At 56.4% G+C, this 12,178-nt stretch carries 9 protein-coding genes; 8 read left to right on the top strand and 1 reads right to left on the bottom strand.

The annotated features are described in order from the left end of the window. Positions 1 to 90: 90 nt before the first annotated feature. From C0557_RS07470 to C0557_RS07500, 7 genes are all read left to right on the top strand, one after another. The gene (locus C0557_RS07470; protein ID WP_208658016.1) at positions 91 to 1,188 is read left to right on the top strand and encodes an HlyD family secretion protein; all 1,098 of its coding nucleotides are present in this window, start codon (positions 91 to 93) and stop codon (positions 1,186 to 1,188) included. Further along, on the top strand, positions 1,185 to 2,756 hold the full coding sequence (locus tag C0557_RS07475) for a DHA2 family efflux MFS transporter permease subunit (RefSeq protein WP_208658017.1): 1,572 nt from the start codon (positions 1,185 to 1,187) through the stop codon (positions 2,754 to 2,756). Before C0557_RS07470 ends, C0557_RS07475 begins: the two co-directional genes overlap by 4 nt. 1 nt (position 2,757) lies before the next feature. Continuing rightward, the gene (locus C0557_RS07480) at positions 2,758 to 4,281 is read left to right on the top strand and encodes an efflux transporter outer membrane subunit (RefSeq protein WP_208658018.1); all 1,524 of its coding nucleotides are present in this window, start codon (positions 2,758 to 2,760) and stop codon (positions 4,279 to 4,281) included. A gap of 100 nt (positions 4,282 to 4,381) precedes the next feature. Next, entirely contained in the window at positions 4,382 to 5,422 is a 1,041-nt protein-coding gene (locus C0557_RS07485; protein ID WP_074775434.1) for an aldo/keto reductase, read from the top strand. 239 nt (positions 5,423 to 5,661) lie between these two features. Next, positions 5,662 to 7,038 carry a glycoside hydrolase family 1 protein gene (locus tag C0557_RS07490; protein ID WP_208658019.1) on the top strand — a complete coding sequence of 459 codons (1,377 nt, stop codon included), beginning with the start codon at positions 5,662 to 5,664 and terminating at the stop codon, positions 7,036 to 7,038. 24 nt (positions 7,039 to 7,062) lie between these two features. Then, positions 7,063 to 8,382, top strand: coding sequence for a PTS sugar transporter subunit IIC (locus C0557_RS07495; protein WP_208658020.1), 1,320 nt, complete (start codon positions 7,063 to 7,065; stop codon positions 8,380 to 8,382). Between the two features lie 15 nt (positions 8,383 to 8,397). Further along, complete coding sequence (locus C0557_RS07500) at positions 8,398 to 9,114, top strand: GntR family transcriptional regulator (RefSeq protein WP_208658021.1); 717 nt, start codon at positions 8,398 to 8,400, stop codon at positions 9,112 to 9,114. 89 nt (positions 9,115 to 9,203) lie between these two features. Here C0557_RS07500 and ldtB read toward each other — a convergent pair whose 3' ends face one another. Continuing rightward, complete coding sequence (gene ldtB, locus C0557_RS07505; RefSeq protein ID WP_208658022.1) at positions 9,204 to 10,124, bottom strand: L,D-transpeptidase; 921 nt, start codon at positions 10,122 to 10,124, stop codon at positions 9,204 to 9,206. A 207-nt stretch (positions 10,125 to 10,331) separates the two neighbouring features. On the opposite strand from ldtB, the gene C0557_RS07510 reads away from it, so the two are divergent. Beyond that, entirely contained in the window at positions 10,332 to 11,924 is a 1,593-nt protein-coding gene (locus C0557_RS07510) for an ABC-F family ATPase (RefSeq protein ID WP_208658023.1), read from the top strand. The last annotated feature ends 254 nt before the right edge of the window (positions 11,925 to 12,178 follow it).

Genomic DNA, 12,178 nt, shown 5'->3' on the forward strand with positions numbered 1-12,178 from the left:
CAGTTTATCCTGGAAAATGTATAGCAACCGCCTAACTTTAGGTAACGGTGCATCCCTGGCGCCGTTACCTGACAGGACCGTTGCGATACTATGGCAGAAAACACAACCTCTCCTGACGATGTTCAGGAAAATAATAATGACGACACCCGTAAACGCCCCGGAAAGAAACCGCTGATTATCCTCGCCATTGTGGTCGGCGTGATGGTGATCGTCGCGCTGGTATGGTGGTTTTTAACCCGTAACGAAGAGAGTACCGATGACGCCTTCACCGATGGCGATGCGGTTACTATTGCGCCGAAAGTCGCAGGTTACGTTACCGGGTTGCGGGTCAAAGATAACCAGCGGGTGAAGAAGGGTGACTTGCTGGTGGTGATCGATCCCCGCGATACCACCGCGCAGCGCGATCAGGCACAGGCGCAGTTAGGGCTGGCAACGGCGCAACTGCACCAGGCGCAGGCGCAACTCGAACTCTCGAAAGTGCAGTATCCCGCACAGCGCGATGAAGCGAAGGCGCAGGTACTGAAAGCGCAGGCGGATCTGGCGAATGCTGAAGCCGCTTACCGCCGTCAGCGCGGTGTCGATCCCCGTGCGACCACGCAGCAAAATATCGACAGCGCCAACGCCCAGTTACGCAGCGCGCAGGCGCAGCTTGCCAGCGCCCGCGCCCAGCTGGAAGTGGCGGAGCAGGTGCAACTGCAAATTCGTCAGCAGGAAACCAACGTTGAGGCTCGCCAGCAGCAGGTCGCGCAGGCGAAAGCGCAACTGGAAACGGCGGAACTGAATCTCTCGTGGACGGAAGTCCGCGCGCCGTTCGATGGCTTCGTCACCAAACGTAACGTCCAGAACGGTACGCTGGTGCAGGCCGGCACGGCGCTGTTCTCGTTGGTGTCGCCGGAAATCTGGGTGGTGGCTAATTTCAAAGAGTCGCAGCTTGAGCGGATGCGTCCGGGCAATAAAGTGAGCATCAAAGTCGATGCCTGGCCGGATCTGCAACTGGAAGGGCACATCGACAGTATCCAGCAGGGCAGCGGTTCGAAATTTGCCGCTTTCCCGTCAGAAAATGCCACCGGTAACTTTGTCAAAATCGTGCAGCGCGTGCCGGTGAAAATCGTCATTGATAAAGGGCTGGATGCGAATAAGCCATTGCCGCTGGGTCTCTCCGTCGAACCGAAGGTAACGCTGGAATGACCGATCACAGCCACGAAAACTGGCGACCCGCCAGCAACCCGTGGGCCGTGGCATGGGTGGTTACGCTCGCGGTGTTTATGGAGATCCTCGACACCACGATTGTTAACGTGGCGCTGCCGCACGTTGCCGGTTCGCTGTCGGCCAGCTACGACGAATCGACATGGGTTCTGACCAGCTACCTGGTGGCAAACGGGATTGTGCTGCCGATTTCGGCCTTTCTCAGCCGGACGTTTGGCCGCAAACAGTTTTTCCTTATCTGCATTGTGATGTTCACCGTCTGCTCATTTCTCTGCGGCATTGCGACTGAGCTGTGGCAAATCATCCTGTTTCGTATTTTGCAGGGCTTTTTTGGCGGCGGCCTGCAGCCGACACAGCAGTCGGTGTTACTGGATTACTTTAAGCCGGAGGATCGCGGCAAAGCGTTTGGCTTGTCGTCGATTGCCATCATTGTCGCGCCGGTAATGGGGCCGACGCTGGGCGGCTGGATCACCGATAACTACTCCTGGCGCTGGGTGTTCTTCATCAATATTCCGGTGGGCATTATCACCGTGCTGGCGATCTACCAGTTGCTGGAAGATCCGCCGTGGGAGCGGAAATCGAAGCAAAAACTGGCCATCGACTGGCCGGGGATTGGGCTGATTGCGCTGGGGTTGGGCTGCCTGCAAGTGATGCTCGATCGCGGTGAAGATGAGGACTGGTTCGCGTCAGATTTTACCCGCATTTTCGCGGTGCTTACGGCGGTGGGGATTGTCGGCGCCATCTACTGGCTGCTGTACGCCAAAAAACCGGTGGTGGATTTGCGTTGCATGGCGGACAAAAACTTTACCGTCTCCAGCCTGCTGATGGCGGGCATGGCGATGATTCTGTATGGCAGCTCGGTGGTGATCCCGCAACTGGCGCAGCAGGATCTCGGCTATACCGCCACCTGGTCCGGGCTGGTGCTGTCGCCCGGCGCGGTGCTGATTGTGATGACCATTCCGCTGGTACTGAAGCTGATGCCGATAGTGCAGACGCGCTGGATTATCGCCTTCGGCTTTTTCTGCCTAGCCGCTTCGTTCTGGTGGTCGCGTACGCTGACGCCGGATATCGATTTCGAAACGTTGGTGCTTTTTCGCAGCGCGCAATCCATCGGGCTGGGCTTCCTGTTCGTGCCGCTCACCACTATTGCTTTTATCTCCACGCCGCGCGAACTCAATGCGGATGCCGCCGCGTTGTTTACCATGTTCCGTAATGTGGCGGGCTCGATCGGCATTTCGCTCTCCACGGCGGCCATCACAGAGCGCTCGCAGGCGCATATGTCGCCTTTGGCGGAACACACCTCCCCGTTTAATGAGCAATTCCAGCTGGCGTTGCGCCAGACTGCCGAGGCGATTCGCAATTTCACCACTCTGTTGGGCGATCCGCTTTCCAGCGCCAGCGGACAGATGTACAAAGCGATGGTCGCCCAGTCGCGTTTTCTGGCGTACATCGATGTTTTCACGATTTTGAGCGTAGTTGCGCTGTTATTGATTCCATTTTGTCTGTTGCTTTCGCCGATCAAAAGCGAAGGCAGCGCAGGAGCACATTAATATGAGGTGGCGTCGTTTTCCCGTAATCCTGTTATCGCTGTGGCTGGCAGGCTGTGCCGTGGGGCCGGATTACCGGCCGCCGCAACCGCAAACGCCTGCGCGCTGGAACGACCCGGGAGACCGTGCGGTGAAGTCACAGGTTTCCACGCAGGCGCTTAACCCGCGCTGGTGGACCACGTTTCAGTCGCCGCAGCTCAACAGCCTGATTGAACGGGCGATTGCCGGTAACCTGTCGCTGCAACAAACTGTGATGCGAATTGCCGGGGCGCGCGAGCAAATCAATCAGGCTGGCGGCGCGTTTCTGCCATCGGTCAACGGTTCGCTGAAAGCCACGCGTCAGCAGCTTGGTATTGAAGGTGAGCTGAAATCCCATGATGTGTACGGGCAACTGGATAATGCCGATCCGGCCATCAGCGGTGCGCTGGGCGCGTTAACCCAGCCGGTGAATCTCTACCAGGGGAGCTTTGATGCGCAGTGGGAGCTGGATCTGTGGGGGAAAGTGCGCCGTCAGGTAGAAGCCGCCTCCGCGCAGCAACAGCAGGCAATAGAACAACGTAATGACGCGCTGGTGTCGCTGGAAGCTGAAGTGGCGCGCGCCTGGCTGCAACTGCGAGGCGCGCAGGGCATTATCGCTACGCTGAATACGCAAATCGACAGCGCGCAGCAGACTTTTACTCTGACGGAGAATCGCCAGAAAGGCGGGTTATCGCCGCAGATGGATGTGGAAAATGCCCGCGCGCAGGTCGGTAATCTTGAGGCGCAACTGCCGCAGTACCAGGCGCAGGAGCGCCAGGCGATGAACGCGCTGGCTATCCTGCTGGGGAAACCGCCGGGCGCACTCGATGGTGAACTGCGTAACGCACAGCCGCTTCCGGCTTTGCCGGAAATTGTGCCGACCGGTATTCCTTCGACGCTGGCGCGTCGTCGCCCGGACGTGCGCGAAGCCGAAGCCAGCCTGCATGCTGCCACGGCGCAGATTGGCGTTTCGGTTGCTGAGTTATTCCCGAGCTTGTCGCTGAGCGGTCAGTTCGGCCTGCGCAACAGTGAAACCAACTGGCTGACCGACTGGAGCAGCCACTTCTACAGCTTTGGCCCGCAGGTTTCGATTCCCATCTTCCAGGGCGGTCGGCTGGTGTCGAGCGTTAAGCTGGCACGTGCGCAGCAGGGCGCGGCGGTGCTCAATTATCGCCAGACGGTACTGAGCGCATTAGGCGATGTGGAAAATGCGCTGGTCAGCTATCGCGCCGATCAGCAGCGGGAAGCGGGGCTGGACAAAACAATAAGCGCCCTGCAAAGCGCTTTTGACCTTGCCAGCGACAGCTACCGCAAAGGGATCGCCAGCTTTATTGACGTGCTGGATGCGCAGCGTCAGCTGGCGCAGGCCAGCCAGCAGCGTGAGCAGGCGCGCGTGCAGAGTAGCCTTGACCTTGTGGCGCTGTACAAGGCGCTCGGCGGCGGCTGGGAACCGTATCAAAATGTGCAACTGCCTGATTACAAAGTCTTTGGTGATGCGCCTCTCGGATAATCAGAGAATTGGGCAAGAAACAGGCAGGATCCTCACATTCATCCTGCCAAAAGATTCCGTATAACTGTTGCGTCAACTAAACCGATGAGGAGACGCCATCATGCGCTATCAAAAATTGGGTAATACCGGACTGTTTGTTTCTGAGTTATGCCTCGGCACCATGACCTTCGGCGGCGAAGGCGGAATGTGGGGCAAAATCGGCCAGCTACAGCAGGCGCAGGCGGAGCAGTTGATTGGCCGCGCGCTTGATGCGGGCATTAACTTTATCGACACCGCCAATGTTTACTCGGAAGGGCGCTCGGAAGAGATCACCGGCCAGGCGCTGAAGAACCTGAAAGTCCCGCGCGAAAACGTGGTTGTCGCGACCAAAGTGTTTGGTGAAACCGGCACCGCCGGAGTGAACTCGCGCGGCAGTTCGCGCTATCACATTATCAACAGCGTGAAAGAGAGCCTGCGTCGCTTGCAGCTCGATCATATCGATCTCTATCAACTGCACGGTTTTGATCCGGCAACGCCGATCGAAGAGACGCTCTACGCGCTGGATAATCTGGTGCAGCACGGGCATGTGCGCTATATCGGCGTCTCTAACTGGGCGGCGTGGCAGATTACCAAAGCGCTGGGGATCTCCGAACGGCTTGGGCTGGCGCGTTTTGCCTCCTTGCAGGCCTACTACACCATTGCCGGTCGCGATCTGGAACGCGAACTGGTGCCGATGATGCAGAGCGAAGGCGTCGGGTTGATGGTCTGGAGCCCGTTGGCTGGCGGTTTGCTGAGTGGTAAATACGATCGCGATGGCAATGGAGAAGCGGGCGGTCGTCGGCTGGAGTTTGATTTCCCGCCGGTGAATAAAGATCGCGCCTTTGACTGCGTGGATGTGATGCGCACGATTGCCGACAGCAAAGGCGTTTCGGTAGCGCAAATCGCGCTGGCCTGGCTGCTGCATCAGCCGGTGGTGAGCAGCGTGATCATTGGCGCTAAACGGCAGGAACAGCTGGATGATAACCTTGCCGCCACCGCGATTCGCTTAAGTGAAGATGAGCTAAAACAGCTTGACGCCGTAAGCGCGCTGCCGCGCGAGTATCCTGGCTGGATGCTGGAACGTCAGGGCGAGTATCGTCGTAACCAGTTAAAACAGCAGTAATTTAAATCCTTTCACCACACCCCGTAGGCCGGATAAGCGTTAGCGTCATCCGGCAACCGTGGCGCCACTGGCCAAAAAACGCCGGATGGCGGCTGCGCCTTATTCGGCCTACTTATGCTGTTATCCGGTAAATCTTTCGAAAACCATCACAAATCTGCACATCTCTCTTTGCCCATTTTTTCGTCATTATCTATATGACTAGTCATATTCATTAAATGACTAGTCATGGAGAAAGCGCGATGAGCAAAACGTTACCGGCCGGCTTCTTGTGGGGGAATTCCGTTTCCAGCATGCAGACTGAAGGGGCATGGAATGAGGGCGGAAAAGGGATGTCGGTGTATGACATCCGTGAAGCCAGCGAATTTGCCTCAGACTGGAAAGTCGCCACCGATTCTTACCACCGCTACCGCGAAGATTTCGATCTAATGCAGGATTTGGGCATGAACTGCTACCGCTTCCAGATAGCCTGGAGCCGCGTCTGCCCGCAGGGCGACGGCGAGTTCAACGAAGAGGGGATCGCGTTTTACGACCGCTTTATTGACGATCTGCTGGCGCGCGGCATCGAACCGATGGTGTGTCTCTACCACTTTGATATGCCGCTGGCACTGGCGCAGCAGTACAACGGTTTTGCCGATCGACATGTGCAGGACGCCTTTGTGCGCTACGGCAAAAAAATGATCGATTGCTTCGGCAGCCGGGTGAAGTTCTGGCTTACCTTCAATGAGCAAAACATTTACCACATGCCGGGCGCGTTCCAGGTGGGCGGCTATCTCAACGGCGAGAAAACCCTGCGCGAGCTGTACCAGATCCAGCATCACGTGATGATGTCGCATGTGCTGCTCACCCACTATCTGCACGAGACGCAACCGGGACGCCTGATGGGCGGCATGCTGGCGCATCAACTGATTTATCCGGCGACCTGCAAGCCGCGCGATGTTTTTTACGCGACCCAGTATGACGAGTTTCTCAACCAGAATTTGCTGCGGGTGTTTGCCGGGCAGGGCTACAGCCCGGAAGTGCTGGCGGTCGTTGATCGCGAAGGTTTCCGCGATATCTATCGCGATGAGGATCTGGCACAAATCGCCCGCGTGAAAAACGACTTTATGGCGTTCAGCTATTACGCCAGTAAAACCCTCGATAGCGACGCCATCTCGCCAGAAACGCCGGTCAACTACTACCTGCAACAGGGCGATAAAACCAACCCGTACCTTGATGCCACCGAATGGGGCTGGCAGATCGACCCCCTCGGTTTTCGCGCCATTATCACCCGTTACTACAACGACTGGCGCTTGCCGGTGTTCCCGATTGAAAACGGTATTGGTGTGATTGAGGAGTGGGACGGCGTAAATCCCATCGATGACGACTACCGCATTGCCTACCACCGCGACCATATCCAGGCGATGCAGGATGCCATTTTCATTGATGGCGCGCAGGTGATGGGCTATCTCGGCTGGGGCTTAATCGACATTCTCAGTTCACAGGGCGATATGCGTAAGCGCTACGGCGTGGTGTATGTGAACCGGGAAAACCACGATCTGAAAGATATGAAACGCGTACCGAAGAAGAGTTATCGCTGGTTGCAACAGGTGATCCGCAGTAACGGGCGCGACATGTAACGCATTGATTGAGAGGACAGCGCTATGTCTGAAACTAAAATCACGCCGAATATGCAGTCATTCGTCGATAAGTTCGTCGATTTTTCCGCCCGCCTGGCAAACCAGGTGCATCTGCGTTCCCTGCGCGACGCCTTTGCGGCAGTGATGCCGATTTTTATCCTTGCCGGGTTGGCGGTGCTGATCAACAACGTCATTTTCCCCTGGGTGCTGGAAGGGGAGACACTGGCGCGTTTTAAAGTGTGGGGCGAAGCGGTGATCAACGGAACGCTGAATATTGCCGCGCTACTGATCGCGCCGATGACGGCCTGGTCACTGGCGCGCAATAAGAACTTCGGCAACCCGGTGTCGGCGGTGGTCATTGCGCTGTCCAGTTTTATTATCATGATGCCGATGCAACTTGAGGTGGTGCCGGTCGGTGCGAAAGCCACGGTCAGCGTGACGCAGATGCTGGCTTTCACTAACATCGGCTCGACCGGTATTTTTGCCGGGGTGATTATCGGGCTGCTCTCCACCGAGCTATTTATTCGTGTCGCCAGCGTGAAACGGTTTTCAATTTCGCTGGGCGAGAATGTGCCTGCGGCGGTGGGGCAATCTTTCTCCTCGCTGATCCCGGCCATTATTACCCTGTCGCTGTTTGCCATCGTTGCCGCGCTGCTGGCGAACCTGCTGCACACCGATTTGATCCACCTGATCACCACGCTTATCCAGCAACCGCTACGGCAGATCAACACCAGCCTGCCGGGCACGCTGTTTATCTATAGCTTTGGTAACTTCCTGTTTACGCTGGGCATCCACCAGACGGTGGTCAACGGCGTGATCCTCGAGACGCTTTTGCTGATCAACACCAACGAAAATATGTTGGCTTTCGCCAACGGGCAGCCGATCCCGCATATCATCAACAGCATCTTTGTACCGACTTTTGGCATGATCGGCGGCACTGGCAGTACCATTTCCTTGCTGATCGCCATCTTTCTCTTTGCGAAACAGCAATCGGCGAAGCAGGTGGCGCGCCTCGCCATTTCGCCGGGGCTGTTCAATATCAACGAGCCGGTGATTTTCGGCTTGCCGATCGTGTTCAACCTGCCGCTGATGATCCCGTTTGTGCTGCTGCCCGCGCTTGGCATCTGGTTTGCCTGGCTCTGTACAACGCTGGGCTGGATGTCGCGCTGCGTGGTGATGATCCCCTGGACAACACCGCCGATTCTCAGCGCCTGGCTGGCGACGGCAGGCGACTGGCGGGCGGTGGTGGTGCAGTTGATCATCATTGTCTTTGGTGTATTCTTTTACCTGCCTTTCCTCAAAATTGCCGAGCGAGTGGCCTTGAAAAACAATGGGATACAATAATTTCAGAGAAGGGCTATGGCGGCAAAATACATCATGATTGCGCGCGAGATTAAGCGTCGCATTCTCAGCCAGCACTACGCGGCCAGCGCACCGTTACCGGATCAGTTTGCGCTGGCGGCGGAGTTTAATTCCAGCCGGATGACGATCCAGCAGGCGATGCGCCAGCTGATTGTGGAGGGGCTGGTCTATACCCGCCAGGGTCAGGGCACGTTCATCCGCAAAAATTTTCTTCAGTTGTCGCGCTGGGATCTGCCCGGCAGCGACTATTTTGGCGCCACCAAAACCTGGGAGAGCGTTGGCGAAGTGACGAGTAAAATCATCCGCTTCGAACTGCGTTTTCCCAGTGAGAAAGAGCAGGCATCGCTGCTGGTGGGGCCGGACGATCCGGTATACGACTTTATCCGTTTGCGCATGCTGGAAGGCGAACCGGTGTCACTGGAGTTCACGCTGATGCCGGTCAATCTGGTGCCAGGGCTGAATCGCGGGCATCTGGAAAGCTCCGTTTTTCGTTATGTGCAGGAAGAGCTGGCGCTGAAGATCATGGGGTCGTATCGCATTGTGCGCGCGCTGAAACCGTGGGCGGAGGATAAACAGTATTTGAACTGTGAAGAGACCGATCCGGTGCTGGAAGTGGAGCAGGTGATTTATCTGGAAGACGGCACGCCGCTGGAGTACGCCCATTGCCATTATCGCTACGATCACGGCGGGGTAATTGTGGTCAATAACGGCTGATTTTTTGGCCGGATGGCGGCTGATGCCTTATCCGGCCTGTGGGTTTGTAAGCCCGGTAAGCGTCGCGTCACCGGGCATTAAACCGCTGATTAGTTCAGACGTACCGGCATACCGGAACGGTTCTGCACTGCCTGATCGACAACGTTCGAATCCACATCAGACTGGCTGGTGACGGCCTGTACCGCTTTGCTCAGCGCGATCGGCACAATTTCGCCGCCGGTGAACTGCGCTTCCGTGGTGGACAGCGGGTTGTGAACTTCAATGTAGCGGCTGCCATCCGGCTCGGTGGTCGCTTTTACTGGCTCATCAATGAACTGTACGCGGGTGCCGACCGGCACGTTTTCGAACAGGAATTTGATGTCGTCGTTACGCAGACGCACACAGCCGTGGCTTACGCGCAGGCCGATACCGAAGTTGGCGTTGGTGCCGTGGATCGCATACAGACGGCCGATATAGAGCGCATACAGGCCCATCGGGTTGTCCGGGCCAGCCGGAACCACTGCCGGCAGCGGTTGACCTGCTGCAATATATTCCTCGTGCATTTTCGCGGTCGGCGTCCATGTCGGGCCTGCTTTCTTACGTTCAACTTTGGTGGTCCAGGCGATCGGGGTATCTTTCCCGAGCTGGCCGATACCGATAGGCAGCACGATCACTGTGTTGGTGCCTTTCGGGTAGTAGTAGAGACGCATTTCTGCACTGTTGATGACAATGCCTTCGTGCACGGTATCCGGCAGGATCAGTTGCTGCGGAACGTTCATTACCGTGCCGCCTTTCGGCAGGTAGGCATCAATGCCCGGGTTGGCTTCCAGCATGTTGGACAGGCCCATCTGATATTCAGCGGCGTAATATTCCAGAGGCTGAGTATTGCCTTCCGGGATAGTGACAACCTGGTTCTGACCAATCAATCGGCTACCGTCTGTCGGCAGCGGATAAGTAACAGCAGACGCATTATTGCAAAATCCCACGACAGCCAAAGCCGCCGCGAAAAGGGTTTTTATTTTCATGTTCATTTTGTGCGAGATTTTTGCCACACAGGCCGTTGGGTTAGGAATGCAGGAAGCGCATTATATGTGCATTCCGGCGCTCAGGGAATTCAGATGTGTACGAAATCACACTTTTTTCCTTTTGCTTGCAGTTTAGCGTTCTGACAGCGGGCAGGAATCTAATTCGGAATTGTGGCATAATAGGGTGTTTGTCACATATTTCAGGATACCTCTGTGTTAGTCACCAGCAACGTCACCATGCAGTTCGGCAGCAAGCCGCTGTTCGAAAACATTTCCGTCAAATTCGGCGGCGGCAACCGTTATGGCCTGATCGGCGCTAACGGGAGCGGAAAATCCACCTTTATGAAGATCCTCGGCGGTGATTTAGAACCGACGCTGGGGAACGTCTCTCTCGATCCGAACGAGCGTATCGGTAAGCTGCGCCAGGATCAGTTTGCCTTTGAAGAGTTCAGCGTGCTCGACACGGTGATCATGGGCCACGCCGAACTGTGGGAAGTGAAACAGGAACGCGATCGCATCTACGGCCTGGCTGAGATGAGCGAAGAAGATGGCTATAAAGTGGCCGATCTTGAAGTGCAGTACGGCGAAATGGACGGTTACTCCGCCGAAGCGCGCGCGGGCGAACTGCTGCTCGGCGTTGGCATTCCGGTGGAACAACACTACGGCCCGATGAGCGAAGTGGCGCCAGGCTGGAAGCTGCGTGTGCTGCTGGCGCAGGCGCTGTTCGCTAACCCGGACATTCTGCTGCTCGATGAACCGACCAACAACCTGGACATCGATACCATTCGCTGGCTGGAGCAGGTGCTGAACGATCGTGACAGCACCATGATCATCATTTCGCACGACCGTCACTTCCTCAACATGGTGTGCACCCACATGGCGGATCTCGACTACGGCGAGCTGCGCGTTTACCCGGGTAACTATGATGAGTACATGACGGCGGCAACGCAGGTGCGCGAACGCCTGCTGGCGGATAACGCCAAGAAGAAAGCGCAAATCGCCGAGCTGCAATCCTTTGTCAGCCGCTTTAGCGCCAACGCCTCGAAATCTCGCCAGGCAACTTCCCGCGCCCGTCAGATTGATAAAATCAAGCTGGATGAGGTGAAAGCCTCCAGCCGTCAGAACCCGTTTATCCGCTTCGAGCAGGACAAGAAACTGTTCCGTAATGCGCTGGAAGTGGAGCAACTGACGAAAGGTTTTGATAACGGCCCGCTGTTTAAAAACTTCAACCTGCTGCTGGAAGTGGGCGAGAAGGTGGCGGTGCTCGGTACTAACGGCGTGGGTAAATCTACCCTGCTGAAAACGCTGGTCGGCGATCTGCAGCCGGATAACGGAACGGTGAAATGGTCGGAAAATGCCAGCATCGGTTATTACGCGCAGGATCATGCCGCAGACTTTGATAACGATCTGACCGTGTTCGACTGGATGAGCCAGTGGAAACAGGAAGGCGATGACGAGCAGGCGGTGCGCAGTATTCTCGGTCGTTTGCTGTTCAGTCAGGACGATATCAAGAAACCGGCGAAGGTGCTTTCCGGTGGTGAGAAGGGCCGCATGCTGTTCGGTAAGTTGATGATGGAAAAACCGAATATCCTGGTGATGGATGAACCGACCAACCACCTCGATATGGAATCCATCGAGTCGCTGAACATGGCACTGGAGATGTATCAGGGCACGCTGATCTTCGTTTCTCACGACCGTGAATTCGTCAGCTCGCTGGCAACCCGCGTGATTGAGATTACGCCGCAGCGCGTGGTGGATTTCACCGGGAACTACGAAGATTATCTGCGTAGCCAGGGTATCGAATAAATTTACCGTCGTCTTTCACGTTGCAGGTGTGTTGGCTGCACCTTCGTACCCCGGTCACTTACTTATGTAAGCTCCCGGGGATACTCAGCTTTGACGTAGGTGGAATTGTTCCGTTCACCAGATGTACGGTGGTCATATCAACGCGGTATCACGTGAACGGGAAAAGGGGAAGCCACCGCGCTTCCCCTTTTCAATCCCCCGCGGCCCCGCGGGAAATCGGTGCTACGCACTGCGCTCACCTCCCGCCCATCTGC

Source organism: Kosakonia sp. MUSA4, from assembly GCF_013085925.1.
Taxonomy (GTDB): domain Bacteria; phylum Pseudomonadota; class Gammaproteobacteria; order Enterobacterales; family Enterobacteriaceae; genus Kosakonia; species Kosakonia sacchari_B.

Excerpts from the sequence above, each read along its gene's own strand:
- ldtB (WP_208658022.1), bottom strand. The coding sequence starts at position 10,124 with ATGAACATGAAAATAAAAACCCTTTTCGCGGCGGCTTTGGCTGTCGTG.
- C0557_RS07500 (WP_208658021.1), top strand. The coding sequence starts at position 8,398 with ATGGCGGCAAAATACATCATGATTGCGCGCGAGATTAAGCGTCGCATT.
- C0557_RS07490 (WP_208658019.1), top strand. The coding sequence starts at position 5,662 with ATGAGCAAAACGTTACCGGCCGGCTTCTTGTGGGGGAATTCCGTTTCC.
- C0557_RS07480 (WP_208658018.1), top strand. The coding sequence starts at position 2,758 with ATGAGGTGGCGTCGTTTTCCCGTAATCCTGTTATCGCTGTGGCTGGCA.
- C0557_RS07470 (WP_208658016.1), top strand. The coding sequence starts at position 91 with ATGGCAGAAAACACAACCTCTCCTGACGATGTTCAGGAAAATAATAAT.
- C0557_RS07475 (WP_208658017.1), top strand. The coding sequence starts at position 1,185 with ATGACCGATCACAGCCACGAAAACTGGCGACCCGCCAGCAACCCGTGG.
- C0557_RS07485 (WP_074775434.1), top strand. The coding sequence starts at position 4,382 with ATGCGCTATCAAAAATTGGGTAATACCGGACTGTTTGTTTCTGAGTTA.
- C0557_RS07495 (WP_208658020.1), top strand. The coding sequence starts at position 7,063 with ATGTCTGAAACTAAAATCACGCCGAATATGCAGTCATTCGTCGATAAG.